Here is a 26348-nt window from a genome sequence, read left to right as displayed (position 1 = left end):
GACGGCACCGGGCCCGCGCCCGGGATGACGAAACCAGGATGCCCACCCCGCCGGCTGCGCCATGCTCGCGGCGGCCACTTCCGACGGACTCCACTTGCTTCCCCCTTCCGCACCGCCAGATCCAGCCGGCTAGGCCGTGTCCGCCGAGCCGCCGCCCGCCCACTCGCTGCCCGCGCTGCTGCAAGCCGCCCTGCGCCGGGCGCCACGCCGCTACCGCATGCCCGCCTTGCCGGCGGATGCCGAAGCGGCCCGTGCCGCCGGCGTCGAGACGGCGCTGGCCTTCGCACTGGAGGCGGCGCGCGGCGCGGCCGAGCACCACACGAGCGTGCCGGCCGGCGTGGAGGCGCTCTTCACCTGGGCGCTGGAGACGCTGATCCGCGAATCCCTGCAGCCCGAAGGCGGCGACCCGAGCTTCCAGGCGCTCGTGCTGCGGGCGCGCGAGCCCGCGGTGGACGAGTACGTCCGGCTGTCCGCCCAGGTCCTGACCGACGCGCGCGCGGTCCGCGCCGCCGTCAACGCCGTCGCCCATCCCGGCAAGCTGCGCCACCAGGCGCCCGTGGAGGTGCAGGAGGCGCTGGCGCCGCTGCACCGCCATGCCATGGCGGGCGAGTGGTCCGCGCTGCGCCCGGCGCTGGAACCGCTGCTCGCGCAGGCGCCAGCGGAGCGGGCCGAGTCGCGTCCCCTGCTCGAAGCGCTGTCGGACCTGTCCGCGCTGCAGCGCCTGGAGCGCGGCGCCGCGCTGCTGCGGGACGAAGCCGTGCAGCGCTACCGCGCCCTGTGCGAGCGCCGCGGCCCGCTGGCCGGCACGGCTTCCGCCGCCGCGAACGGCCGCGCGGCGGCCCGGCTCGGCGCGGCGGCGGAAGCGGGCACGGTGCAGGCCTTCAGTCAGGTCGCCGCGCTGCTGGACCGCGAGGCGCCGGCGGGTGCGCGTCACTCGGTCGTGCACGGCCTGCGCATTCCCGGCCACTACCCGGGCGTGGCGACGCAGACCAAGGGCGAGTGGGACGTCGCGCTCGCGCGCGCCGTGGAGGGCTCCGACGCGGTGGACATCGTGCTGCTGGCCGAGGTGAAGGCTTCCGCGGCGGCCGCCACCACCGACTTGCCGCGCCTGCTGCGCGGCTTGGAGCGGCTGGCGCAGGCCCAGCCCAATGCCAGCTACACCTTGGCGGCCAACGGCGGCGAGGTGAAGGTGAGCGGCGGCTCGCTGTGCGCGCTCCAGCCGCAGGACGAAGCCCTGCCGCCGCAGGTGATCTATTGCTGCGCGGCGCCGACCGATACGCCGCCGGCGATGCTCAGCGCCGCCGCGAAGGCGGTGCTCCTGACCGACGCCGCCTGCGTGGCCTTCGCGCGCGGCCTGGTCGAGGGCGCTTCGCCGGATGCCGCCACGCTGCTGCCGCTGTGGGCGGACCTGATCAGGCGCCCCCTGCGCTGGCGCTCGGTGCTGCGGCAGTACCCCAACGCCTGCCATGCGCGCGAGGCGATGCTGCAGCCGCAGGACCTGGTGAGCGCCCTCGTGGCGGCGATGGCGGCCTGATGCCGCTGCTGCCCGCCGCGGCCTCCCGCAGTTACCCCCGCGATCTGTGGACAACTCTGTGACGTACCTGCTTGCGGCGAAGCCAAGTCGTTGATTCGTATGGATGCCGTGGGTGGTGCCTAAAAAATGGGCGCTTTCGGGCGTTCCACGCCGCTGTGGCGCGGCTGGGCAGGTGCGCCGGCAACTGCCGAAGCGCGTGTGCTCACCAGTCGGGCTGCTGGTGCTCGACCCGGGCGCACACCACCAGCGCGGTGGTGATCTCCAGCAGCCGGGCCTGCAGGTCGCTCACGTCAGACTGGTGCAGCGGCTGGCCGCTCACGCTGGCGGCGAGCTCTTGCCATTGGCGCAGCTCCGCGCGCAGCCGCTGCGTGGCCCAGGACGGCGCCACGGCGCCGGCCGCCTCGTCCAGCGGACGCAGCAGCGCATGCGCCTCCTCGACGATGCACCGGCACAGCGCCTCCCACTGTGGACGCGACAGCTGCTTGCCCGTGTAGCCGGCGCGCATCTGGCCCAGTTGCCGCTCCAGGCCATGCAGCCGCAGCGCCAGCGCTTCCAGGTCGACGGCCTGCACGCGGCGCCAGGCATCGCGCGCACCGCGTCCGGGCCAGTGGCTGGGACGATGGCGCCACGCCGCGTGCAGCACGCGCCACAGCTGGCAGCGAAACTTCCGTTCCCTCACCGCCATGCGGCCTCGGGCGCCGTGGGCGGCGAAAGAGAAACTCGGGTCATTTACAAAGCGGTAGTGGATTCACTCGCACCCAGTAGGCCCGCCCCTCCACGGTGCGCCTGTTGCGAGCCGCTGGATTTGTGCGCCGGGGGCAACCAGCCGTTTCCCCCGGACCGGGTGGTGGGGTTGCCGATACATCCGATACGGACAGGGTGTCTCGAATCCGCACCGCGCCTTGCCAGCCGCGGCGCTACGTGCTAGGGCACAGCCTCATCCTCAACGATCCCATGCCGAAACGAAGTTCCCGCCGCCTGCTTTCCGCCCCCTTGTTTTCCAGCCTGCACTCGCCCGAGGCGTTGCGCGCCGACCTGCTGGCCGGTGTGCTGGGCGCGGTGCTGGTGCTGCCGCAAGGCATCGCCTTCGCCACGCTGGCCGGGCTGCCGCCGCAGTACGGGCTCTATTCCGCCGTGGTGCCCTGCATCGTCGCGGCGGTGGCGGGCTCCAGCCGCCATGTCGTGTCCGGGCCTACCAACGCCAACTCGCTGGCGCTGTTCGCCATGCTCACGCCGCTGGCGGCCGTGGGCAGCCCGGCCTACGTGGAGCTGGCGCTGGCGGTGACGGTGCTGGTGGGGCTGCTGCAGTTCGCCACCGGCGCGCTGCGGCTGGGAGCCATCGCCAACTTCATCTCCCCGACAGCGCTGCTGGGCTTCACCACCGGCGCGGCGCTGCTGATCGTGGTGCACGCGCTCAAGGACGCGCTGGGGCTGACGCTGCCACCCGGGCCCGGCGCCGGCACGGTGCTGCGCGCGGCCTTCACGCAAGTGCCGCAGCCCGGGGCGCTGCTGGTGGCGCTGGCCACGCTGGCCACCGCCGCGGGGCTGCGGCGCTGGAAGCCCGGCTCCCCGTTCATGCTGGCGGCACTGGGCGTGTGCACGCTGCTGGCGTGGACGCTGCAGCACTGGGCGCCGCCGACGTGGCAGCTGCGGCTGCTGGGGCCGCTGCCCTCGGCGCTGCCGCCGCTGCACGTGCCCAGCGTCAACCTGGAGCAGCTGCCGCAGCTGCTGGCCATCGCCGCGGCGCTGACGGTGGTGGCGCTGGCGCAGTCCATCGCCATCGCCAAGGCCGTGGCCGCGCGCTCGGGCCAGCGCATCGAGGCCAACCGCGAGTTCCTGGGCCAGGGCCTGTCCAACCTGGTGGGCGGCCTGTTCTCCTGCTACGTCTCCTGCGGCTCGCTCAACCGCTCCATGCCCAACCTGGAAGCGGGTGCGCGCTCGCCGCTGGCGGCCGTGGCGTCGGCGCTGCTGGTGGTGCCGATGGTGGCGCTCACGGCGCCGGTGCTGGCGTGGATTCCCTTCGCCGCCATCGCCGGGTTGCTGGTGCTGGTGGGTTGGACGCTGCTGGACTTGCCGCGCTGGCGCCGCTTGGGCGCCGCCAGCCGCCAGGAACTGGCCGTGGCGCTGATCACCCTGGCCGCCACGCTCACGTTGCACCTGGAGGTGGCGGTGCTCGTCGGCAGCGCGCTGTCGCTGGGCCTGTACCTGCACCGCACCTCGCGCCCGGCGCTGCGCGCCATGGGCTTCGGCACGCCGCGCGGCGACCCGCACCGGCCCTTCGTGGTGCTGGCCCACACCGAGCACGCGCAGCCGGAGTGCCCGCAGCTCAAGCTGCTGCGCATGGAAGGCTCGGTCTACTTCGGCGCCACCGCCCATGTGTCGGACCGGCTGCAGGGGCTGCGCGACGCCCCGCACCCGCAGAAGCACCTGCTGGTGATGGGCAAGAGCATGAATTTCGTGGACGTGGCCGGCTCGGAGCTGTGGCGCCAGGAGCTGCGCGCGCGCCGTGCCATGGGCGGCGACTTGTACTTCCACCGCCCCCGCCCGGGCGTGCTGGCGCAGTGGAAGCGCGACGGCTTCCTGGACGAGCTGGGCGAGGGACACATCTTCCCGGACAAGCGCCGCGCCATCGCCACCATCACGCACCGGCTGGATTGCCCCACCTGCACCCGCTGCACGGTGCGGGTTTTCGAGGAGTGCGCCACCCTGCCCGGCCCGGGCTGTGAAAAGGGGAACCTGGGTTGAGGCCCGGGGCCGGCGGAAGTGCCCCGGGGTTGTCACCCTTTCGGGGCACCGCGTCCCATATGACGGGATCCGGAGACTGCTCCAACTCAACTCCGCCGTAGGCACGCCGATAGCGCGCCGTCAGCTTTCATTAAGAAACACGCAAGGAGACGGCGATGTTCGAGAACCTCAAGACCCGCACGGTGCTGCCGCTGGGCTTTGCCTGCGTGCTGCTGTTCATGGTGGCCTTGACGGCGTTGGGCGTCAGCGGCCTCAACGACCTGGAGCGCCTGCACCGCCAGTCGCTCGTGGCCGAACGGGCTGCGACGGCGCAACAGGAGATGGAGCGCGAGGTGAGCACCCTGAGCACGCTGATGATGGCGCTCACGGGAGCCGGGCTGCTGGTGGGCGTGGGCGTTGCGGTGGGTCTGGTGCGGGCGATCTCCAAGCCGCTGGACGAGGCGGTCTACATCGCCGAGACCGTGGCCGCGGGCGACCTCAGCCAGGAGTTCGACACCGAGCGCGGCGGCGACTTCGGCCGCTTGCTGGGCGCGCTGGGCCACATGGAGAACACGCTCACGGACCTGGTCACGCGCATCAAGGGCAGCACCGACCTGATCGCCACGGCCTCGCGCCAGATCGACGGCGGCAACTCGGACCTGGCCCGGCGCACCGAGCAGCAGGCGGCCTCGCTGCAGCAGACCGCCGCCAGCATGAGCCAGCTCACCGAGACGGTGAAGCTCAACTCCGACCGCGCGCGCTCGGGCAGCTCGCTGGCCGCGCAGGCCAAGCAGGTGGCGGAGCAGGGCGGCTCGGTGATGGCGCAGGTGGTGCAGACCATGGACTCCATCAACCAGAGCTCGCGCAAGGTGTCGGACATCATCGACGTGATCGAAGGCATCGCCTTCCAGACCAACATCCTCGCGCTCAACGCGGCGGTGGAAGCCGCGCGCGCGGGCGAGCAGGGCCGCGGCTTCGCCGTGGTGGCCGGCGAGGTACGGCAGCTGGCGCAGCGCAGCTCGCAGGCGGCCAAGGAGATCAAGGAGCTGATCACCGACGCCGTCGACCACGTGGACAGCGGCTCGACCCTGGTGCGTCAGGCCGGCGGCACGATGCAGGACATCGTGCAGGCGGTGCAGCGGGTCAACGGCATCCTGGGCGAGATCTCGGCCGCGCTGGCCGAGCAGAGCGGCGGCATCGAGGAAGTGAACCAGGCCGTGTCGCACATGGACCGCGTGACGCAGGAGAACGCCGCGCTGGTGCAGCAGGCCGTGGCCGCCACCTCCGCCCTGGCCGCGCAGGCGCGCTCGCTGCAGGGCGTGGTGGACGAGTTCAAGCTCGAAGCGGCCTGAGCCAAAAAAAAGCCGCCCGGACCTGGCCCTTTGACAGGCCCGGCACGGGCGGTAGAAGGTTCGCCTGTCGAACCGTGATTCTTCTTACTGCGCCTTGAGCCCCGTGGGTGCCGCCACCCTGGTGGCTCCGGTCTCGAACTCGAAGGCGCCGCGCTCGTACACGCCGTCCCCGCCGCGGGTGTTGCCCAGCGCGTCCACGTTGAAGGGCGCGCCCAGCGGCAGGCCGGTGGGCATGGCCTTCTTGAGCCGGAAGTCCTTGCCGGCGATGTCCACGAAGGGGTTCACGCTGTCGGTGATGCCCTTGGGCTCGCCCTGCGTGCCGCCGGAGTTGATGAAGACGTTGTAGTCGTGCTTCGAGAAGCGCGAGAAGTCCGGGCTGTCGCTGTTGTAGAAGATGTTGTTGTAGGCCTCGTTGCCCGAGGCCACGCGCGGCAGCGAGCTCAGCGGCGCCTGGTTCACGTTGATGAAGGCGTTGTTGTAGACCTTGGCGTTGTGGAACTCCTCGCCGCCGTTGCCGGTCCAGCCGCCCACCACGCCGTTGGCCTCCTGCCAGTTCGCGCCCTCCGGTCGGTAGAACACGTTGCCGTACACCAGCAGCCGGGCGCTGGGGTTGGAGGAGTTGTCCCACATCAGGCCGCCGGTGCTGCGGATGTCGGTGACCAGGTTGTGGCGGAAGGTCACGTCGCCCACGCTGCCGGAGAAGCCCCAGATGCTGGCGACCTCGGAGTGCACCGCGCCGGAGCCGTTGTACGACTCCACCCAGCCGTGCTCGATGACGAGGTTGCGCGGGCTGACGAAGAAGGGGCAGCGGCCGATGCCGGTCATGCGGAAGTACGACAGCGTCACGTTGGAGGCGCCGTACACGGCCAGGCCGTCGTTGGAGTAGGAGCCGCCGGCGCTGCTGACGCTGCCCTTGCCCACCAGCTCGACGTGGCGGATGGTCACGTTGTTGGCCGTGCCCTCCTGGCCGACGTTGAGCACGGGGTTGCCGTCGCCGCGCTCGACCACCTTGATGCCGAAGTTGCCCGCCCAGTCGTTGGCCGCGCCGCCGCCGGTCTGGCCGTCGATGACCCAGTAGGAGCTCTTGAAGTTCAGCCCCCCGCCGAACACCGCCTGGCCACTGCCGTAGGCGCTGTTCCAGCCGGTGCTGGTGCCGTGGTCGGTCGCGGTGGCCTTCTTGATGGTGATGGTGGCCGTGCCGCTGGCGGGCGTGGAGAAGCTGCGCGCCGGGTACAGGCCCGCGGCGATGTAGTAGGTGTCGCCGCGCTGGAAATTGGTCGGCAGCGCGGGCAGGGCATTGGCCCAGTCGCGGCCGGAGTCGTTGCCGTTGGCGCCCGGGCGCACGTACCACGTGGCCGCGCTGGCTAGCGCCGGCAGCAGGAAGGCGGTACCCAGCGCCGCCAGGCGGAAATATCGGATCGTGTTCATGGCGTTCCCCTGTTCGAGTCGGTGCGTGTTCTGTGGCCGGTAAGGATCCATCAGGGGATCGGCTTGATGGCCTCACTCGAATAGGTACTCTCCGCGCCGTCAACCGTCACGGCGGTGACCGCGAAGTAATAAGTGGTGCCGCTGTCGAGATTGGGCACCGAGACGGTGGTGTTGGTGACGTACAGGCCGGCGCCCTTGTCCTGCGCGTAGGCGCGGGAGCTGGTGCCGTAATAGACGCGGTAGCCCGACACGGAGCCGGCCGGCGCGGTCCAGGTCAGCAGCGCCGAGCCCGTGGCCGCCGGTGCGGGGGCGGGCGCGGGAGAGGGCACGGGTGCCGGAGCGGGCGCAGGGGCCGGGGCGACCGGGGCCGGGGTGGTGTCCGCCGCGTAGACCTCGCAGACCTTGGTCACGCCCACCGCGGGATCGGAACCGAAGAAATCATTGGCGCATTGCGCGGAGCCGGCTTCCACGTATTTGCCGACCCAATTGCTGCCCGAGCCGTAGCGCACGAAACTGCGCGTGGCGAGCTTGAAATAAGCATATTCGCTGGCCACCCTGTTCCAGGTTCCGGACGAGGTCGGGGAAATTTCCTTGGAACTTTCGTTGTTGTTTCCAGCGGAAGTGGCGGTATTTTCACTGTCCTGGCCGCCGCCGCAGGCGGTGGCGAGGAAGGCGCTCGCCATCAAAGCGGCGAGCAAAGCAAGGCGAGAGGAGCGATTTTGTGGCGGCATGATGTCTATAAAAGCAGACATGAAAAAGGCATCCCGGCGCCGAGCCAAATGGGCCAAGACCGGGGACGGCTGAGCGCAGTGGATGCCTAGTTACTGCGCCGAACTTGGGAACACGGCTGCCGGCTGTAAAACCGTGCAGGGGACGTGACCCGATGTGCATGAATCCGGGTCAATAACCCAGGAAATTCATGCACCTTTTTGTTGCTTGCTCAGGTTGGGAAGGACTCGCTTTCAGCAAACTGGCCGGAACGAAATCGTCTCAGGTTCGGAAAATGGATCCGTTTACTTCGCTTTCCTAAGGATGCAAACGTGATACAAAATCTGATTGAAACGAAACTGCTTCCCGCGCCTAGGGCAGGCGCAAGTCGAAGCAGCCGTGAAGTGGATGGCGAGATGATAGATATGAATTGATGGCCCGTCCCGGCGTGATGACAATGCTTAGACAATGAAAAGATCTGACACATCGTCCCCCGGCCTGCGGCAGCGGGCGGAATACCGGAAAATTTAATTTAGGCTTAAACAATATCCGGGTTCTCCCGGGACGGGACGACCCGGTGCCGGGCACCGGTTTTGCACACCGTGGCGTACTGCGGGTGCAGCACGCGCGCGGCAGCCGTTGCGGCCACCGCGCGGGCTCGGTGGCTCAGGTCGGGCGCGGACCCACTTCGAACTCGAAGCCTCCCACGCCGGCCACGCCGCCGCGCACGCGGTCGCCCGGCTGCAGCGCGCCGACGCCGGCGGGCGTGCCGGTGAAGATCAGGTCGCCGGGCTGCAGCGCCACCGCCTGCGAGATGTGGCTGATGATGTCCGGCACCGGCCAGATCAGCTCGGTGAGGTCGCCCTGCTGGCGCAGCTCACCGTTGACCTGCAGCCAGATGCGCCCGGCTTCCGGATGCCCCACCGCCGACACTGGCTGCAGCGCGCCGCAGGGTGCGGACGCATCGAAGCCCTTGGACCAGTCCCACGGCCGGCTCATCTGCTTGGCCGTGTCCTGCAGGTCGCGCCGCGTGAGGTCCACGCCCACGCCGTAGCCCCACACCAGCGCCAGCGCCTGCTCCGGCGCGATGCGGCTGCCGCCCTGGGCCAGCGCCACCACCAGTTCGACCTCGTGGTGCAGGTTGGAGGTGAGCGTGGGGTAGGGCACCACGCCCTCGGCCGGCACCACCGCGTCGGCGGGCTTCATGAAGAAGAACGGCGGCTCGCGCGTGGGGTCGTTGCCCATCTCGCGTGCATGCGCGGCGTAGTTGCGGCCGACGCAGAACACGCGCCGGATCGGGAAGCGCGCGCCGCTGCCGGCCACGGCGAGCGAGGGAACGTGCGGGGGCGGGAAAACGTAATCGGTCATGTCGTGTCTCCTGGGCGGGGCCCGCCGCGAACAGCGCGGGGGCGCGAAGCGCAGCGTAGCCGCCGGCGCGCGCCGCGCCGGTGATGCCGCCCGCGCCGTGTCCACGCCGCGGGACGGCACGGCTTATGCCCCGGGCGCGGGACCTGTTTTCGCCCGACGGGAGAAGCCTGCTGCCATGGCCTTGCGCCCGACGCCGACCCGCCTGCGCGCGGACGCCCCGCGGCTGCGCCAGGGCGTGCGCACGGCGCTGAGCGCCCACGTCACCAACGGGCTGTCGGCCGCGCTGGGGCTGCTGCTGATCTCAGCCGGCGTGCACGCGGTGCTGGGCGCGTCCGCCGCCTCGGCGGCGTCGGTGGGCGTGATCGTGTGCATCCCGCCGGACCAGCCCGCGCCGCAGCGCGGCAAGCTGCTGCGGCTGCTGCCGGCCGCGCTGTTCGGCTGGCCGCTGTTCTGGGCCGCCCACGCGCTGCACGGCAACGCCTGGCTGCTGGGGCTGCTGCTGGTGCCGGCCACCTTCCTCGCCTTCCTGGCCGGCGCCTGGGGCAAGCGCGGGCTGCCGATCGTGGTGTCGGTGATGTTCGCGATGGTGTTCGCCACGGCCGTGCCGCGCCACGAGGCCCCGGGCGCGGCGCTGCAGGGGGCGCTGCACTTCGGGCTGGGCGCGGGGCTCTACCTGCTGTGGGCCACGGCGGCCAACGCGCTGCTCAACCGCGTCTACCGGGTGCAGATGCTGGCCGACGTGCTGTTCACGCTGGCGGCGCTGATGCGGCTGCAGGCGGCGCGCTTCGTGCCGGCACCGGATACGGCGCCGGCGCTGGACGCGCTGCTGCGCCGCCAGGCCGCGCTGGCGGACCAGCTCCAGGCGGTGCGCGACTTGGTGCTGGAGTCGCCGCGCACGCCGCGGCGCCAGCGCCAGGCGGGGCTGCTGCTGCACGTGCTGGAGCTGCGCGACCACCTGCTGGCCTGCGAGCTGGACCTGGACGGGCTGCTGGCCCATCCCGGCCACGTGCCGGTGCTGGCGGGCCTGCGCGCGATGCTGCTGGGCGCCGCGGCCGACGTCGAAGCGCTGGCCGACGCGCTGCTCACCGGGCGTGCGCCGGTGGCCTCCGAGTCGCGGCGCCAGCGGCTGCGCCGCCTGCCGTGGGACGCGATCCACGCCCTGGCGCAGCGCCAGCCGCAGCCCGCCGCGCGGCTGGCGCGCAGCCTCGCCAACCGGGTGCGCCACGTGGCCGACGAGGTGGCGCACGCGGTGGCGCTGGCGCGCGGCGAGCGCGAGCCGGACCTGCCGGCGGTGCGCACGGCCTGGCGGCTGTTCGTCAGCCCGACGGCCTGGTCGTGGCGGCCCTTCGTGGCGCTGTGGCGCTGGGACGCGCCGCCGCTGCGCCACGCCCTCCGCGCCGCGCTGGCCGTGGGCAGCGCCTACGCGCTGGCGCAGGCGCTGCCCTGGGGCACGCACGCGTACTGGATCCTGCTGACCATCGTGGTGGTGCTGCGCGGCAGCCTGGCGCAGACGCTGGAGCGGCGCGACAGCCGCGTGCTGGGCACCTTCTTCGGCTGCCTGCTCACCGGGGCGCTGCTGGCGCTGCACCCGCCGGGTTGGGCGCTGCTGCTGGTGCTGACGCTGGCGCAGGCCGTCGCGCACGCCTTCGCCGTGCGGCGCTACCTGGCCACGTCGGTGGCGGCCACGGTGCTGGGCCTGGTGCAGGCGCACCTGCTGGGGGCGGGGGGCGGGCCGGTGTTCGACATGGTGGAGCGGCTGGCCGACACGCTCATCGGCGTGGGCCTGGCCTGGGGCTTCAGCTATGTGCTGCCCTCGTGGGAGCGCGGGCAGCTGCCGGCGCTGATCACGCGGGTGCTGCGGGCGCAGGCGCGGCACGCGCGCGTGGCGCTGGCGCTGGCGCAGTTCGAGGCGGTGGACGACGAGCCGGAGCTGCAATGGCGGCTGGCACGGCGCGAGGCCTACGACAGCCTCTCGGCGCTGGTGCAGGCCACGCAGCGCGCGCTGGTCGAGCCGCGTGCGGTGCGTCCGCCGCTGCAGGCGCTGGAGCGGCTGCAGGTACAGGCCTACCAGCTGCTGGCGCAGCTCACCGCGCTCAAGACCATGCTGGTGTTGCGTCGCGGGCGGCTGGACTTGCAGGCGCTGCGCGCGCCGCTGGCACAGGCGGCCGAAGACCTGTGTGCCACGCTGGAGCACGGCGTGCCGCCGGCGCTGGAGCCGGCCGAGCTGGACGGCACCTCGCGCCTGCCGGCCTACCTGCCCGAGGAGGACCTCAATCCCTGGGCGCTGCGCCGGCTGGCGCTGGCGCGGGGCTTGGCGGGGCGGCTGCGGCAGGAGGCCGACCAGGTGGGCGAGGCGCTGCGCGACCCGCCCGCCCCGCCGGCTTCGCCCGCCCAGGCGGCGTAGACGGGGCGCAAGCGGCCAGTGGCCTTGCGGCCCGACAGGGGCAGCCCGGCAGCGGAGCGGCACCCTGCATCACGCCGTGAAGGAGCAGGCACGGCGCCTGCTTCATATTCACGATCGTATTTGTGCCGAATTCAATGGCCTCCTGCCCCTGGAGTTTGGGCAGCCTTGAATCAAACTCCTCATCAGCCCCGCTGCCGTGGGGCTTTCCCATTTTCTGGGGGATCCGGCATAAGCCCGGGTGGAGGCGGCACGCCCGCTGCTATGGTCAGGGCAGAAGCAATACAAGCACCGGTGCGGCAGTCGGGAGCGCCGGGCATGACGGAGTTGACGCCATGAATCAACCGGATATCGATTCCACCGGCTACGAGCTGCATTTCGAATCCCTGGCCGACCCGTGCCAGGCCTGCGCCTTCCCTTGCGACGCGCACGGGCAGGTGGACATGGACCGCCTGGGGGACGCGGCGCTGCACCGCTACCTGTACGCTCGGGCCGTGATCGGGCGGGTGTACCGCCTGCCGGCGGTCAGGAGCCGCGCACGGCGTTGAGCCCGCCAGCAGCGGGCGCGGGCGGTGGGATGGGCGTTCCGGTGGCGGCCGGCACCCCTACGGACACGAGATTGATGGCGCTTGCTTAGCCGCGCGTTCGGCTTGGCTCAAGAGATTGCGCGCAATCAGGCGCGCTGGGTGTGAAATCGTTGGCACGGTGGTGCAAGAGGCGTTGGATATTGCCGACGCCAAACCGCTTGTAAGTCTGGGCAATCTCAATAAGCGGCATGCCCATGCCAGCCTGAAACATGTCCGCAAACCAGAACGTGCCACTTGCACACGCCCTTGTTGTTAAAACGTGAAAACCTTTTCGCGTCAGTCGGCAGCAAGGCAGCGCACTGACACTGCGGCCCCATGCCCTTCTTGGTGTTAACCCTTGGATTTTCGGCCTTTGCAGCGTTGGCACGGTCGATGCAGTAAAGGCGGCGTGCAAAGGAGACGTGTTGCATGAGCACTCTGGAACTGGAACAGCCCGGCTACGAACTGCGCTTCGAATCCCTGGTCGATCCGCTGCGTGCCTGCGCCTTCCCGTGCGACGCACGTGGGCTGGTGGACATGGACGGCCTGGGTGAGCAGGCCTTGCGCCGCTATCTGTATGCGCGCGCCGTCATCGGCAAGGAATTCAGGCGCCCGCTGGTGCATGCCGTCGGTATGGAGCGTGCCGCTGTGCCAGCCTGACACAATGACATCACGGGCGCGCCGCCGTGACGGCGCTGTCGCCTGATTTCCGTCTTCCTGGATTTCCCGCGGTTCGCACTGCACTGGGCTTGCCCGGCTCTGACGGCTGCCGTGCCTCGTGCGCCGTGGCCCTGGCCTCCAACCACGCAGGAAGCGGGCGAGGCGCCTTCTAAGGAAATGTTCGCGGTGCTTGAGAAGACTCGCACGAATTAGTCGGTGTGGTGACGGCCGGGCGCCCTGTCGGTCTCACACCAGCCCCGCCGCCGCCAGCTCCTTTTTGGCGTAGGCGTAGTACAGCGGCGCGGCCACGAGCCCCGGGACGCCGAACAGCGTCTCGGCGGCGAACATCACCGCCAGCAGCTCCCACACGCCGGTGCTGGTGCGCGCGCCCACCACGCGGGCGTTGATGAAGTACTCCGCCTTGTGGATGCCGATGAGGAAAGCCAGGCAGCCCACGCCCACGAACACCGACACCGACACGCCCACCAGCGTCATCACCACGTTGACCACCAGGTTGCCGACGATAGGCACCAGGCCGAAGACGAAGGTCATGCCCACCAGGGCGTAGTCGTAGGGCATGGCGACGCCGAAGGCCGGCAGCAGCGCAAGCACGAACAGCGCCGTGAGCACGGCGTTGAAGGTGGCGATCCAGAACTGCGCCGCCACGATCTGGCGAAAGGCGTCGATGAAGTGCGCCGCGCGCGTGGCGATCGCCGCCGACAGCGGCCGACGCTGCGCCGGCGGCCGGCGCGTGGCCAGCAACGCGCCCACGATCAGCCCCACGTAGGCCAGCAGCAGGCCGTGCAGCCAGGTGCGTCCCACCGTGGCCAGATGGCTGGCCTGCGCGCGCAGGTGCGTCGCCACCAGTTCCTGCACGCCGGCCACGCCCTCGGGCAGGTGGCGCACGATCTCCGGCGGCAGCCGCTCGCGCATCTCCAGGATGGTGTTGGCCAGGTGGTTGAGCAGCTCCTGGTACTGCTGCACCGCCAGCAGCGAGTAGCCCTTGGCGTTGAGCATCAGCGCCACCAGGCCCGCCAGCGGCGCCACGATGACCAGCGTCGCCGCCAGCCACGGCGGCAGCCCGCTGCTGCCAGCGTGCCGCGCCGCCAGCGGGACACGCGTGAGCGCGCGGGTGAGCAGGAAGCTCACGCACACCGCCAGCAGCCCCGGCAGCAGGCCCGCGGACAGTGACAGCAGGCACAGCACGCCCACCAGCACGAAGCTCGCGCCCTGCACCATGCGGTGCGCCAGGGTGCCGGGCGCCGCCGGCCAGTCCGATTTATTCGTCATGCACGTTGTTGGTATTGCATTCAGGCCCACGGCGGGGCGGCGGGTGTCCGCGGTCCAGGATGGTCAAACCGGCAGCGCCGAGCGCGGCAGCCCGAACACGCGGTCGAACACCCAGTTGAATACGAAGGTGTAGGCGAGAAAGAAAAGCACCAGCCCCAGGTCCATCGCCACGGCGTGCCACAGGCCCACGTCCAGCCACCAGGCCATCACCGGCACCAGCATCGCGGCCAGCCCGCCTTCGAAGCCCACCGCGTGTGCCAGGCGCCGGCGCAGGCTGCGTCCGCGCACCGCCTGGCGAGACTCCCACCGCTCGAAGGCATGGTTGAACGCCACGTTCCACAGCACGGCAACGGCCGAGCTGATCACGGAGAGCGCGCCGGCGTGCGGCAGGTCGGCGTCCGACATCAGCAGGAAGCCGGCACTGGCCAGCACGATGGCGATCGCCTCGTACAGCGTCACGTAGACGACGCGGCGCTTGATGCCCTGCATGCCGGGCCGCTCAAGCCCCGCCGCCAGGCTGCGAGGCCTTGCGCGCCGCCTCCTGGCGAGCCTTGAACTTGAAGTACGTCCACAGCACGCCCAGCGTGGCGAAGGCGACCATCCACCAGCCGAACAGCACGTAACCCGCGTAGACCAGCACCACCCACAGCAACAGCAGCAGCACGAAACCCAAAGCTCTCATCGCATCTCCTCCAGAGTGGGATTGTCCCAGGCCCGGCGAGGTTCCCTGCGCCGGGCGCGATGGCGGCCGTGCGGACCTGCTCATGCCGGCACGCGGCGGCGCAAGGCGCGGAAATGGTCGCACCGGCAACGGTGAGGAGGGTGCAGGCGGCCACCGACACGGGGCTGGGTGCCGCCACGCACAGCCAGGTCGGCGACTTCGTGCGCGGCGAGGACCGCATCGACCTGACGGCGCTGATCGACGCGGCAGCGGCGATCACGGCACCAAGGCAGCTGTGCTTTGCCGACGGTGCGCTCTACGGCAACACCGATGCGGCGTTCAGCCTGGCGCTGGCGCGTGTGACGGCGCTGTCGCTGTCGGATCTCGTGCTGGCGCGCTGAGCCCGGTCCGCGCTGCGGCTGGAAGACCTTCGTCATGCCCGCCCAGGCGGGCATCCACGCGCCCCGGGATGCTGCCTGGCGCTGCTGGACACCCGCTCCACGCCTGTGCGGCTACGGGCTGTGCGGGTGCAGCGAAGTCATTCGACTGCCGGCATCCGGATCAGGCCGCCGCGGGCTGCGCGCACTGGGCAGCTTCCAGCCCGGTCCTGATCTCCAGAATGGTCGGCAGGATGGACTCGAAGAGCCGCACCAGGCGCGGCTCCAGCTGGCTGCCGGACGCGCCGCGCAGGGTGGCCATCGCGATGTCCACGGGCCAGGCCTTGCGGTAGGGGCGCGTCGTCGTCAGCGCGTTGAACATGTCGGCCACCGCCGCGATGCGTGCTGCTTCTGGAATGTCCCGCCCGGCCAGGCCCGCCGGGTAGCCGCTGCCGTCCCACTTCTCGTGGTGGTGCAGCGCGATCGTCGCCGCCAGCTGGAACACCGGGGAATGCTGCCTGGCGAGCATGTCGTGGCCGATCTGGCAATGGGTCTTCATGAGTTCCCACTCGCCGTCGTCGAGCTTCAGCGGCTTGAGCAGGATGGCCTCGGGCACGCCGAGCTCACCGATGTCGTGCAGCGCGGCAGCCACGTTGATCAGGTTCACCTGCTCGGCGCTCCAGCCCGCGCTTTCCGCCAGTGCCGCGGCATAGGCAGCCACGCGCAGGGGGTGCTTGCCGGCCCGGTCCGGGCGGTCGCTGCCGGCGTTGCACAGCAGGTCCAGCGCGTCGCGGTAGTCGGCGTCCAGGGCCGTCTGTGCCTGCGGAACGAGCTGGCTCTTCACGCAGTCCAGCAACTCCTGTGCGCTCACGGGCTTGATCAAGCAGCCGTCGGCACCCAGGGACGCGGCGGCCTTGCGGCTGGCGTGCGCGCGGCTTGCGATCAGTACCAGCGGGATCGCCGCGGTGTCCGGATCTCCTTTCAGGGCCCGGCACAGGGTGGGGCCGTCCAGGTCCGGCAGCTCGGTGTCCAGCAGGATGAGTGCCGGTCGTTGCCTGCGCACGGAGGCCAGGGCGTCCCGGCCGGTCCAGGCAAAGGACAGCCGGTGGCCGGCGGCCAGCACCTGCGCCATGTTGGCGAGATCGTCGGGATGGCTTTCCACAATGAGAACGGGCGGGGTGGTCATGGTCGTGAGTCTTGATGGATACCGTGCCGCTATGAGTGGCGGGTTGCCCCTGGTATCGACCACCGGCAGGGGCGTGTTGAGGCCGCAGCATTGCAACAGCGCGTCATGCCAGGACACTGTGGCCAGATCGCGCGCCGCGGCACCGTGCCTGGGCGGGACAGGGCGGGTGTGGCCGGCGCGATCGTGGGCCGATCTAGCGGCGGGCGTGCACCATGGTGCGGATCGTGCTAGCTTGAGTCTGAGGCCTGGCAGCAACGGGGCCGTTCCTTCCAGACCGCGGTGGTTGGGGACGGCACGCCGCAGGGCCAGTCCCTCGTCAACGAGCGCGTGCCGAATGCGGCATTCACGGAGGGAAATCGTGATCGAAATGCATGCCACCATCCCTGAGGGCATCAACTTCTCGGACCTGCAGCTGTCACGGGACGCCGAGGACGGCGCCGTGGTCTTCGCCATGGAGCCGATCGAGGCGATCTGCGAAGCCAGCGGGCTGGACATCGAGGAGATCGTGGACGGGCCCGAGCCCACCATCTGCGTGCTCATCGCCGCCTGGTATGAGATCCACCTGCAGCGCGGCGGCGAGCCCGACCCGGTGCAGGAGGACTTCCTGGAAGAAACCCGGCTGGAGCTCGAGCGCGGCTTCGGCTTCACCTACCCGCCCGGGCACGCCTGATTTCCTGACTTCACGACGGTTTGAGTTGGCCCGTCATACCCGCAGGTGCAAGCCCGGGGTGTGACGCGGCTCATTCAACGACAGCCGCCAAGCGGCTGAGCCACGGCTCCGGATCCGCCTGCGCGGATCCGGAGCTTTTTTCTTGCCCGGGTGCTTTTCCTAATAATCAGTCATCTTGATTTAAGTAGTTGCCTGCACCACACTGGTTCACGAGGGCCATTGGGCGAGCGTCAGGATGGTCCGTGATGAACACACGGGCGGGCACGGCCGGCGGGCCGGGGCGCGCAAGGAGACAAGCTTGAGCGTCGAAGCACTGCAGCAGGAGGGGGCCACCGCGTCGGCGCGCCTGAAGCCACGCGGTTCCAGCCAGGGAGGGCTGCGCCAGTACAACGAGCGCGTGGTGCTGCACGCGATCCGGCTGCATGGCGCGCTGCCCGGCGCCGAGCTGGCGCGGCTGACCGGGCTGACCGCGCAGACGGTGTCGCAGATCAGCAAGCGGCTGCTGGAAGAGGGGCTGCTGCTCAAGGGCACGCCGGTGCGCGGCCGGGTGGGACAGCCCTCGGTGCCGCTGGGCCTGCGCCCGGACGGCGCCTTCGCCGTGGGCGTGCACGTGGGCCGGCGCCGGCTCGACACGGTGCTGGTGGACTTCGTGGGCACGGTGCGCGAGCGCTGGTCGCTGGAACACGACTTTCCGGATCCGCAGGCGGTACTGGCCGAGATCGGGCAGCGGCTGCAGGCCATCCGGGAACACCTGGGCGCCGAGGGCAGCGAGCGCATCACCGCCGTGGGCCTGGCGGCGCCGCTGTCCATGGGCGGCTGGGCCTCGCTGCTGGGCATCGACCCGGCGCAGGCCGCGCGCTGGCACGGCGTGGACCTGCGCGCCGAGGTGGAGCGGTGCACGGGGCTGCCGGTGCACGCGCTCAAGGACACGGCCGCGGCCTGCGTGTCGGAGCTGGTGGCCGGGCGCGGCCACAGCGTGCACAGCTTTCTGTACCTGTTCGTGGACACGCTCATTGGTGGCGGGCTGGTGCTGGACAGCCGACTGCGCACGGGGCTGCACGGCAACGCCGGCGCCGTGGGCTCGCTGCCGCTGGGCCTGGCGAACGAGGAGGGCGGCCGCCCCTCGCAGCTACTGAGTGCCGCCTCGCTGCTGGGCCTGGAGCAGCGCTGGCGCGACGCCGGCCTGCCCACCGATGCCGCGGCGCTGGCGCAGGCGCTGCAGCCGCCCTGGAAGCCGCACACCGAGGCCTGGCTGGCGCAGGCCGGGCGGGCCATCGCCATGGCCATGAACGCCGCGGCCTGCCTGCTGGACCTGGAGGGCGTGATCATCGACGGCGCCTTCGACCGTGAATTGCTGCAGGCGCTGCTGGAAGCGGTGCAGCGTGCCCAGGCGCTGTACGACTGGGAAGGCGTGGCGGCGCCGCAGCTGCTGGCGGGCACCATCGGTGCGGAGGCCCGCGCCGTCGGCGGTGCGCTGCTGCCGCTGTACGCGGCCTTCGCACCCGACCGGGACCTGTTTCTCAAGACCGAGGGCTGAAGCGCCTGGCCTTCCGTGCCGCCAAGGCGCATCGCAAGGCACCGGGCACGCCTTCACACTCATGCCACCCTCGCCAATGCCAAGAAACCTAAGCTGCGCGACATTCGTTGATGCAGTGCAAGGTTCACGGCTGTGCAATTACTGACTCTCTCCCGCGAGCATCTTTTTTCGCAATCCCGCTTGCCCTTCGACATCGTTGACCGCGACGGCAAGCTGCTGCTGCCCGCGTTCAAGGCGCTGGACGAGCAGGCGGTGCGCGCCAAGCTGCTGGCCTTCGGGGAGGTCTATGGCGAGGCACGCAGCGTCGAGGCCTGGCGCCGCAGCCTAGCGCAGACGGTGGACGCGCTGGTGCGGCGCAACGCGCCGCTGGCGCTCATCGCGCGCGCGCAACCCATGGCCTCGCGGCACCCGGCCGGCAACGATGCTGCCGTGACGGGAGAGACCGACGCGGACGTGTGGGAGCAGTTGCAGTCTCAACTGGACATGGCGCTGCGCGATGCGGCTCCCGGGCAGCCCTGGCTGCACCGCGTGCTGCAGCTGCATGCGCGCGCCAGCGCCCTGGGCCGCTCGCGCCTGGACGAGGCGCTGTTCCACTTCTTCCACAGCCGCGCACGCCATGCCGAGCAGTACAGCAGCCACCAGGCGCTGCGCTGCATGCTGGCCGCCGGCGCGATGGCGCGCGAGCTGGGCTGGGACGCCGGGCAGGTCCAGGCGCTGGAGCTGGCGGCGCTGACCATGAACGTGACGGTGCACCGGCTGCAGGACCGCCTGGCGCGCACGCACGTGGGCCCGCTGGACCGGACGCTGCGCGCGCGCATCGCGCGCCATGGCGACGACGCGGCGGCGCTGCTGCAGGCCAGTGGCGTGAGCGACCCGGTGTGGCTGGAGGCGGTGCGGCTGCACCAGGACGCGAGCCTGGAGTCGCTGCCGGAAGCCGCGCTGCGCCCGGGGCAGCGCATGGCCCGGCTGCTGCGCCGGGTGGACGTGTACTGCGCCAAGCTCAGCTGCCGTGCCGACCGCGTGGCGCTGTCGCCCCTGCAGGCCGCCAAGCAGGTGTGCCTGGGTCCCGACGGCCGGCCGGACCGCCTGGGCGCGGTCCTGCTCAAGGTGCTGGGCCTGTACCCGCCGGGCAGCTTCGTGCTGCTCGACAGCGACGAGGTGGGCATCGTGCTCAGCCGCGGTGCGCGCGCCGACCAGCCGCTGGCCGCCGCGCTGGTCAACGCGCAGGGCGAAGGCCTGCTGGAGCCGCGGCTGCGCGATACGGCCCGGCTGGGCCTGCGCGTGCGCGCCGCGCTGCGCGCGGACCAGGTCGCCGTGCAGCCGTCGCGCAAGCAGTTCAAGGTGCTGCACCAGGCCAGCCGCGCGGCCTTCGCGCCCGCGGGCCGGCGCCTGATGGCGATGGCCTGAGCCCGGCCACGCGGCGCCGGGGCCGGCTCAGCCGCGGCCGCTGCCGCCCGTGGATTCGCGCTCGATGATGCGAAAGCCCAGGTCCACCACGCGCTGCGCCACGGCCTCGTCGCGGCAGCGCGCGAGCAGCAGCTCGGCAGCCATGCGGCCGATGGCCGGGCCGTCCACGTGCACCGTGGTCATCGACGGGTCGTAGTGCGCCGCGAAGGCGGCATTGCCGAAGCCGCAGACCGCCAGGTCCTGCGGCACGCGCAGCCCGCGCGCGCGCGCCTCCACCAGCACGCCCTGCGCCATCTGGTCGGAGCTGCAGTAGACGGCCTGCAGGGCCGGGTCCTGCGCCAGCAGCTCGCCCAGCGCGCGCCGGCCGCTTTCCAGGCTGCTCGGTGCCGGCGCGACCGCCACTGGCACTTCGCGGCCCAGCGTGGCGACGAAACCCTCGCGCCGCTGCGCGGCCCGCTCGTCGTCGCCGGTGGCGATGCCCAGCCGCTGCCAGCCCTTGGTGAGGAAATAGCCGGCGATGGCGCTGCCCACCTTCAGGTGCGAGAAGCCGACCACCATGTCCACCGGGTGGTCCGTCAGGTCCCAGGTCTCGACCACCGGAATGCCGGCGCGGCGCAGCCGCTCGCGCGACGCCTCCGAGTGCACCAAGCCCGACATGACCAGCGCATCCGGGCGCCGGCTCAGCATCGTGCCCAGCAGCGCGTCCTCCCGCGCATGGTCATAGCCGGTCTGGCCCAGGATGAGCTGGTAGCCCGCCGCGTCCAGCACGTCGGTCAGCGCCTGGATCGTCGGCAGGAACTGCGCCACCGACAGCGCCGGCACCAGCGCCGCGACCATGTGGCTGCGCTGCGACTTCAGCCCCCCGGCCAGCAGGTTCGGGATGTAGCCCGTGGCCCGCACCGCCTGCTGCACGCGCTCGATGGTGTCCTTGGACACCAGGGCCGGGTTGCTCAGCGCGCGCGAGGCGGTGATGGTCGAGACGCCCGCCTCGCGGGCCACATCGTGGAGCGTGACGGTCTTTCGGGCGGGACGCGAGGCGGCCATGCGGTGTCGGGCAGGTGGATCGGTGGAATCCCCAGGATTGTCCATGAATGCCTGCAAGCCTCTTGACCTAGGCAATGACAACGATAACATTCGCGACCTGCGCACCGCTTCAGCGTTTATCGCCAAAGCAATGCCGTGAATGACAACGATGTCATGTTCTGAGGAACATGGCGCTTTCGCTTCCCTCCCCGGATCCGCCCATGACGACTCCCCTCTCCGCCAGCACCGACCGCATCGAATGGGTGCGCATTTCCTCGTGCTACCTGCCGCTGGCCACGCCGATCAGCGACGCCAAGGTGCTCACCGGGCGCCAGAAGCCGATGACGGAGATCGCGATGCTGTTCGCCGAGGTCCGCACGGCCTCGGGGCACGAGGGCCTGGGCTTCAGCTACTCCAAGCGCGCCGGCGGCCCGGGGCAGTTCGCGCACGCCAAGGAGATCGCGCCGGCGCTGCTGGGCGAAGACCCCAGCGACATCGCCAAGCTGTGGAACAAGCTGTGCTGGGCCGGCGCCTCGGTGGGCCGCAGTGGCCTGTCCACGCAGGCCATCGGCGCCTTCGACGTGGCGCTGTACGACCTCAAGGCCAGGCGCGCCGGCCTGTCGTTGGCCAAGCTGCTGGGCAGCTACCGCGATTCGGTGCAGTGCTACAACACCTCGGGCGGCTTCCTGCACACGCCGCTGGAGCAGCTGCTGGTCAACGCGGCCGCGTCCGTCGAGCGCGGCATCGGCGGCATCAAGCTCAAGGTGGGCCAGCCCGACAAGGCGCTGGACATCCGGCGCGTGGAGGCCGTGCGCAAGCACCTGGGCGACGACGTGCCGCTGATGGTGGATGCCAACCAGCAGTGGGACCGCCCCACCGCGCAGCGCATGTGCCGCGTCTTCGAGCAGTTCAACCTGGTCTGGATCGAGGAGCCGCTGGACGCCTACGACCACGAAGGCCATGCCGCGCTGGCTGCGCAGTTCGACACGCCCATCGCCACCGGCGAGATGCTCACCAGCGCCGCCGAGCACGGCGAGCTCATCCGTCACCGCGCGGCCGACTACCTGATGCCCGACGGCCCGCGCGTGGGCGGCATCACGCCCTTCCTGAAGATCGCCTCGCAGGCCGAGCACGCCGGGCTGATGCTGGGCCCGCACTTCGCGATGGAGCTGCACGTGCACCTGGCCGCCGCCTACCCGACCGAGCCGTGGGTGGAGCACTTCGACTGGCTGGAGCCGCTGTTCAACGAGCGGCTGCAGATCAGGGACGGCCGCATGTTGGTGCCCACGCGGCCCGGCCTGGGCGTGTCCCTGAGCGAGCAGGCGCGGGCCTGGACCCGCGAGACCGCGGAATTCGGCCAGCGCGCCTGACCACCCGGCGCCGCAGCGGGCGGCCGCAGAGCCTTTCCCCTTCACCCGACGACACCACCACGAGGAGACATTCGATGGTCAACCACGCACATCCCCGGCGCTGCCTGCTCGGCATCGCTGCCGCTGCCGCCTTGGTGGCAGCCACGGCGCTGCCCCGGGCCGTCCTGGCGGCCGAGCCCGGAAGCGCCCATTTCGCCGGCAAGACGGTGAAGATCGTCGTGCCCAACCCGGCGGGCGGCACCTCCGACGTGCTGGCACGGATGCTGGCGCCGAAGCTGGGCGAGCTGCTGGGGGCCACCGTGGTGGTCGAGAACAAGGCCGGCGCCACCGGTAACCTGGGCTCGGACTTCGTTGCCAAGGCACCCGCCGACGGGCTGACGCTGCTGCTGACCGACATCGGCTCGCTGGCCATCGCGCCCAGCGTGTTCAAGCAGCTGCCCTTCGATCCGGTGAAGGACTTCGCCCCCGTCACCCTCGTCGCCTACTCGCCGCACCTGCTGGCCGTCAGCCCGCAGCTGCCGGTGAAGAGCGTCGCCGAGCTGATCAAGCTGGCCAAGGCCAAGCCCAACACCGTCAACTTCGCGATCTCGGGCACGGGCGGCGCCAATCACCTTGCCGGCATCGAGTTCGCGCTGCGCAGTGGCGTGGCCTGGTCCTACATCCCCTACAAGGGCGGCGCGCAGGCGCTCAACGACGTGGCGGCGGGCCAAGCGGACGTGTTGTTCAACGGCATGGTTGCCACCTTGCCGCTGGTGCAGGGCGGCAAGCTCAAGGCGCTGGCCGTCTCCAGCGCCAAGCGCTTCGCGGCGGCGCCCGACGTGCCGACCGTGGCCGAGGCCGCGGGCCTGCCCGGCTTCGAGACCGGGTCGTACCAGGGCATCGCCGCGCCGGCGGGTACGCCGCCCGCCGTGGTGAACACGCTGCACGCCGCGGTGACGAAGATCCTGGCGACGCCGGACGTGCAGGCCCGGCTGGCGACCATGGGTGCCGAGCTGCGCCCGGGATCGCCGGCCGAGTTCGGCGCCTTCATCCGCAAGGAGAAGGAGCGCTGGGCGCGCGTGGTGAAGGAATCCGGTGCGAGCTTCGACTGAGATGAGCGCATCGAAACCCCTGCCGGGGTCGCGGCCCCGGCTGCTCAACGTCGGCCGCATCGCCCCGGCGCTGCTGGCCCGGCTGGCCCAGGACTACGAGCTGACGGACCTCGCGGGCGAGCGTGACCTCGCTGCGCGGCTGCAGGGTGATGCAGCGTCCTTCCGCGCCCTGGTGACCTCCGCGCCCGTGGGCGTGGACGCCGCCATGATGGCCGCGCTGCCAGGCCTGCAGGTCATCTCCAGCTTCGGCGTGGGCCTGGACCGCATCGACCTGGCGGCAGCCCGCGAGCGCGGCATCCAGGTCGGCTACACGCCGCACGTCCTCGACGACTGCGTGGCGGACACGGCGATGGGCCTGGTCATCGACGCCGCCCGCGGCCTGAGCGCGGCCGACCGCTACGTGCGCGCCGGGCGCTGGCCGGGCGGACCCTTCGCGACCATGCGCAAGGTCAGCGGCGCCCGCATGGGCATCGTCGGGATGGGCAGGATCGGGCAACAGATCGCCGCGCGGGCCGAGGGCTTTCGCATGGAGGTGCGCTACCACGCACGCCAGCCAGTGAGCCGCCTCCCGCAGGCGCACGAGCCCTCGCTGCACGCGCTGGCGCGCTGGGCCGACTTCCTGGTGCTGGCGCTCCCCGGCGGCGCGGCCACGCGCCACATCGTGGACGCCGCCGTGCTGGACGCGCTGGGGCCGGAGGGCTTCCTGGTCAACATCGCGCGCGGCAGCGTGGTGGATGAGGACGCACTGGTCGAAGCGCTCGCCGAAGGCCGGATCGCCGGCGCCGGCCTCGACGTCTACCAGAACGAGCCGCGGGTGCCGGAGCGCCTGCTGCAGCTGGACAACGTGGTGCTGCTGCCCCACGTCGGCAGCAACACCCGCGAGACGCGGGCGGCGATGGCCGATCTGGTGGTGGACAACCTGCGCGCGTTCTTCGAGCGGGGCCAGCCGGTCTGCAGCGCAGAGCCGCCCACGCTGTAGCGCTTGCCGTCCGTACGGAGCGGCGCGTCCGCCCGACGCCGCTTTCCATTCAATTCGAGAACTCTGGAGACACACCCATGCGCAAGCTTTTCGCTGCCCTGGCTTTCGGACTCGCCGCGACGAGCGGTGCCCATGCCCAATCCTGGCCGTCCAAGCCGGTCACCCTGGTGGTGCCGTTCCCGGCGGGCGGCTCCACCGACATGATCGCCCGCACGCTGGGCGCCAAGCTGCAGGAGAAGCTGGGCAGCACCTTCGTGGTGGAGAACAAGCCCGGTGCGGGCGGCACGCTGGGCGCCGCCGCGGTCAAGCGCGCGGCGCCGGACGGCTACACGCTGCTGGTGTCCTCGTTGGGGCCCTTCGTGATCGGGCCGCACCTGATCAAGAACACCGCCTACGACGCGCTCAAGGACTTCGACTACATCACCGTGGCGGTGCAGGCGCCCAACGTGCTGACCGTGCCAGGCACCTCGCCGCACAAGAGCTTCGCCGACGTGCTCGCCTACTTGAAGGCCAACCCGGGGAAGATGACCTTCGCCTCCGCAGGCAACGGCACCAGCGACCACCTCACGGCCGAGCTGTTCTGGCAAGCCACCAAGACCAGCGCCGCGCACGTGCCCTACAAGGGCGGCGCCCCGGCCATCCAGGACCTCATCGGCGGCCAGGTCGATGCCACCTTCATGAACATCAACACCGGCCTGCCCAACTACAAGGCCGGCAAGCTCCGGCCCCTGGCCATCACCAGCGACAAGCGCTCGCCGCTGCTGCCCGACGTGCCGACCCTGGCGGAGCTGGGCTTCAAGGACGTCACGGTGTACTCGTGGCAGGCCTTTGCCGCGCCCAAGGGACTGCCGGCGGACGTCAAGGCCAAGCTGCGCGACACGCTGGTGGCCGGGCTGAACGACTCCGCCGTGAAGCCCAGGCTGCAGGAGCTGGGCTTCGAGATCGTGGGCAACACGCCTGAGCAGTTCACGGCTTTCCAGGCGGCCGAGTTCCAGCGCTGGAAGAAGGTGATCGAGACCGGAAAGATCACCGCCGACTGAAGGCGCCCCGTGCCTCACGCCCACCCGAACCCCTGACCAAGACCCGAGCCATGGAACCCCTGACCATCAAGATGCACGAGCGCGACAACGTCGCCATCGTCGCCAACGACGGCGGCCTGCCCGCCGGCACCGAGCTGCCCGGCGGCCTGGTGCTGCGCGAGCACGTGCCCCAGGGCCACAAGGTGGCGCTGGTGGACTTCAAGGCCGGCGACGCCGTGCGCCGCTACGACGTGCCCATCGGTTTCGCCCTCGACGACCTGCCCGCTGGCAGCTGGATGCACGAGCGCCGGCTGCAGATGCCCGAGGCCCGCGGCCTCGAAGACCTGCCCATGGCCACGCGCCAGGTGGAGCTGCCGCCGCTGGAGGGCTACACCTTCGAGGGCTTCCGCAACCCGGACGGCTCGGTGGGCACGCGCAACCTGCTGGCGATCACGACGACGGTGCAGTGCGTGGCCGGCGTGCTGGACCACGCGGTCAAGCGCATCCGCGAGGAGCTGCTGCCCAAGTACCCCAACGTGGACGACGTGGTGGGCCTGGAGCACGGCTATGGCTGCGGCGTGGCCATCGACGCGCCCGACGCGGTGATTCCCATCCGCACCCTGCGCCACATCTCGCTGAACCCGAACTTCGGCGGCGAGGTGATGGTGGTGAGCCTGGGCTGCGAGAAGCTGCAGCCCGAGCGGCTGCTGCCGCCCGGCTCCTTCTCCATCAAGGACCTGCGCCAGGAGCCGCAGGAGCCCGGGCTGGACGTGGTGACGCTGCAGGAGCAGGACGGCTTCGGGCCGATGATCGTCACCATCATGGCGCGCGCCGAAGTGCACCTGGAGCGGCTCAACGCCCGCCACCGCGAGACGGTGCCGGCCTCGGAGCTGGTCGTGGGCGTGCAGTGCGGCGGCTCCGACGCCTTCAGCGGCGTCACCGCCAACCCGGCCGTGGGCTTCTGCGCCGACCTGCTGGTGCGCGCCGGCGCCACCGT

25 protein-coding genes are annotated in these 26348 nt (G+C 71.0%); 15 read left to right on the top strand and 10 right to left on the bottom strand.

From position 1 onward, the window contains the following. Positions 1-136: 136 nt before the first annotated feature. Positions 137-1534 (top strand): hypothetical protein, encoded by a 1398-nt coding sequence (locus H537_RS0121745; RefSeq protein ID WP_043459419.1) that lies wholly within the window; start codon positions 137-139, stop codon positions 1532-1534. A gap of 202 nt (positions 1535-1736) precedes the next feature. On the opposite strand, the gene H537_RS0121740 is transcribed toward H537_RS0121745, so the two are convergent. Next, positions 1737-2219: a hypothetical protein gene (locus H537_RS0121740; protein ID WP_028999533.1), complete on the bottom strand. Its 483-nt coding sequence runs from the start codon at positions 2217-2219 to the stop codon at positions 1737-1739. Positions 2220-2488: 269 nt separating this feature from the next. On the opposite strand from H537_RS0121740, the gene H537_RS0121735 reads away from it, so the two are divergent. Beyond that, entirely contained in the window at positions 2489-4279 is a 1791-nt protein-coding gene (locus H537_RS0121735) for a SulP family inorganic anion transporter (protein WP_028999532.1), read from the top strand. A 155-nt stretch (positions 4280-4434) separates the two neighbouring features. Continuing rightward, a complete protein-coding gene (locus H537_RS0121730; protein WP_028999531.1) occupies positions 4435-5610 on the top strand; it encodes a methyl-accepting chemotaxis protein in 1176 nt (391 codons plus the stop codon). 84 nt (positions 5611-5694) lie between these two features. On the opposite strand, the gene H537_RS0121725 is transcribed toward H537_RS0121730, so the two are convergent. The 3 genes from H537_RS0121725 to H537_RS0121715 all read right to left on the bottom strand — a co-directional run bounded on the left by H537_RS0121725 (position 5695) and on the right by H537_RS0121715 (position 9114). Then, positions 5695-7038: a hypothetical protein gene (locus H537_RS0121725; protein ID WP_156901875.1), complete on the bottom strand. Its 1344-nt coding sequence runs from the start codon at positions 7036-7038 to the stop codon at positions 5695-5697. Positions 7039-7088: 50 nt separating this feature from the next. Continuing rightward, on the bottom strand, positions 7089-7790 hold the full coding sequence (locus H537_RS53290) for a fibronectin type III domain-containing protein (RefSeq protein ID WP_156901874.1): 702 nt from the start codon (positions 7788-7790) through the stop codon (positions 7089-7091). Positions 7791-8412: 622 nt separating this feature from the next. Beyond that, a complete protein-coding gene (locus H537_RS0121715; protein WP_028999528.1) occupies positions 8413-9114 on the bottom strand; it encodes a fumarylacetoacetate hydrolase family protein in 702 nt (233 codons plus the stop codon). Positions 9115-9289: 175 nt separating this feature from the next. Between H537_RS0121715 and H537_RS0121710 the strand changes: the two genes are divergently transcribed. After that, complete coding sequence (locus H537_RS0121710) at positions 9290-11518, top strand: FUSC family protein (protein ID WP_156901873.1); 2229 nt, start codon at positions 9290-9292, stop codon at positions 11516-11518. A gap of 332 nt (positions 11519-11850) precedes the next feature. Then, complete coding sequence (locus H537_RS0121705) at positions 11851-12063, top strand: hypothetical protein (RefSeq protein ID WP_028999526.1); 213 nt, start codon at positions 11851-11853, stop codon at positions 12061-12063. A 215-nt stretch (positions 12064-12278) separates the two neighbouring features. Here the strand turns inward: H537_RS0121705 and H537_RS53285 are convergent, their stop codons facing one another. After that, complete coding sequence (locus tag H537_RS53285) at positions 12279-12512, bottom strand: hypothetical protein (RefSeq protein WP_156901872.1); 234 nt, start codon at positions 12510-12512, stop codon at positions 12279-12281. Here H537_RS53285 and H537_RS0121700 point away from each other — a divergent pair. After that, complete coding sequence (locus H537_RS0121700; RefSeq protein WP_028999525.1) at positions 12511-12741, top strand: hypothetical protein; 231 nt, start codon at positions 12511-12513, stop codon at positions 12739-12741. The genes H537_RS53285 and H537_RS0121700 overlap by 2 nt on opposite strands. A 246-nt stretch (positions 12742-12987) precedes the next feature. Here H537_RS0121700 and H537_RS0121695 read toward each other — a convergent pair whose 3' ends face one another. The 3 genes from H537_RS0121695 to H537_RS53280 all read right to left on the bottom strand — a co-directional run bounded on the left by H537_RS0121695 (position 12988) and on the right by H537_RS53280 (position 14713). Continuing rightward, positions 12988-14031 (bottom strand): AI-2E family transporter, encoded by a 1044-nt coding sequence (locus H537_RS0121695; RefSeq protein WP_043459416.1) that lies wholly within the window; start codon positions 14029-14031, stop codon positions 12988-12990. Positions 14032-14094: 63 nt separating this feature from the next. Next, positions 14095-14520, bottom strand: coding sequence for a PACE efflux transporter (locus tag H537_RS0121690; protein WP_028999523.1), 426 nt, complete (start codon positions 14518-14520; stop codon positions 14095-14097). Between the two features lie 10 nt (positions 14521-14530). Then, positions 14531-14713 carry a hypothetical protein gene (locus tag H537_RS53280; RefSeq protein ID WP_156901871.1) on the bottom strand — a complete coding sequence of 61 codons (183 nt, stop codon included), beginning with the start codon at positions 14711-14713 and terminating at the stop codon, positions 14531-14533. 113 nt (positions 14714-14826) lie between these two features. Here H537_RS53280 and H537_RS0121680 point away from each other — a divergent pair, with 113 nt between their 5' ends. After that, a complete protein-coding gene (locus H537_RS0121680; protein WP_156901870.1) occupies positions 14827-15093 on the top strand; it encodes a hypothetical protein in 267 nt (88 codons plus the stop codon). 160 nt (positions 15094-15253) lie between these two features. Here the strand turns inward: H537_RS0121680 and H537_RS0121675 are convergent, their stop codons facing one another. Beyond that, entirely contained in the window at positions 15254-16255 is a 1002-nt protein-coding gene (locus tag H537_RS0121675; RefSeq protein ID WP_028999521.1) for an HD-GYP domain-containing protein, read from the bottom strand. Between the two features lie 358 nt (positions 16256-16613). Here H537_RS0121675 and H537_RS44640 point away from each other — a divergent pair, with 358 nt between their 5' ends. The 3 genes from H537_RS44640 (at position 16614) to H537_RS49575 (ending at position 19869) form a co-directional block, all read left to right on the top strand. Beyond that, positions 16614-16925, top strand: a complete 312-nt coding sequence (locus H537_RS44640; protein ID WP_051243057.1) for a hypothetical protein — start codon at positions 16614-16616, stop codon at positions 16923-16925. 298 nt (positions 16926-17223) lie between these two features. Next, entirely contained in the window at positions 17224-18462 is a 1239-nt protein-coding gene (locus H537_RS0121665) for an ROK family protein (RefSeq protein WP_051243056.1), read from the top strand. A 180-nt stretch (positions 18463-18642) separates the two neighbouring features. Further along, positions 18643-19869, top strand: coding sequence for an HD-GYP domain-containing protein (locus tag H537_RS49575; protein WP_051243055.1), 1227 nt, complete (start codon positions 18643-18645; stop codon positions 19867-19869). Positions 19870-19896: 27 nt separating this feature from the next. Here the strand turns inward: H537_RS49575 and H537_RS0121655 are convergent, their stop codons facing one another. Then, positions 19897-20913, bottom strand: coding sequence for a LacI family DNA-binding transcriptional regulator (locus H537_RS0121655; protein ID WP_028999519.1), 1017 nt, complete (start codon positions 20911-20913; stop codon positions 19897-19899). A 200-nt stretch (positions 20914-21113) separates the two neighbouring features. On the opposite strand from H537_RS0121655, the gene H537_RS0121650 reads away from it, so the two are divergent. From H537_RS0121650 to H537_RS44630, 5 genes are all read left to right on the top strand, one after another. Then, complete coding sequence (locus H537_RS0121650) at positions 21114-22262, top strand: L-talarate/galactarate dehydratase (protein ID WP_028999518.1); 1149 nt, start codon at positions 21114-21116, stop codon at positions 22260-22262. 74 nt (positions 22263-22336) lie between these two features. Then, positions 22337-23353 carry a Bug family tripartite tricarboxylate transporter substrate binding protein gene (locus H537_RS0121645; RefSeq protein ID WP_051243054.1) on the top strand — a complete coding sequence of 339 codons (1017 nt, stop codon included), beginning with the start codon at positions 22337-22339 and terminating at the stop codon, positions 23351-23353. A 1-nt stretch (position 23354) separates the two neighbouring features. Next, positions 23355-24332 (top strand): 2-hydroxyacid dehydrogenase, encoded by a 978-nt coding sequence (locus H537_RS0121640; protein WP_028999516.1) that lies wholly within the window; start codon positions 23355-23357, stop codon positions 24330-24332. A gap of 77 nt (positions 24333-24409) precedes the next feature. Further along, positions 24410-25372, top strand: a complete 963-nt coding sequence (locus tag H537_RS0121635) for a Bug family tripartite tricarboxylate transporter substrate binding protein (protein WP_028999515.1) — start codon at positions 24410-24412, stop codon at positions 25370-25372. Between the two features lie 50 nt (positions 25373-25422). After that, positions 25423-26348, top strand: a 926-nt coding sequence (locus H537_RS44630) for a UxaA family hydrolase (RefSeq protein ID WP_043459587.1), incomplete at its 3' end; no start/stop codon positions are given.

This window comes from Azohydromonas australica DSM 1124 (genome assembly GCF_000430725.1).
Classification (GTDB): domain Bacteria; phylum Pseudomonadota; class Gammaproteobacteria; order Burkholderiales; family Burkholderiaceae_C; genus Azohydromonas; species Azohydromonas australica.
The sequence above is the reverse complement of the archived record's forward strand: the minus strand, read 5'-3'. Positions and strand labels throughout refer to the sequence as shown.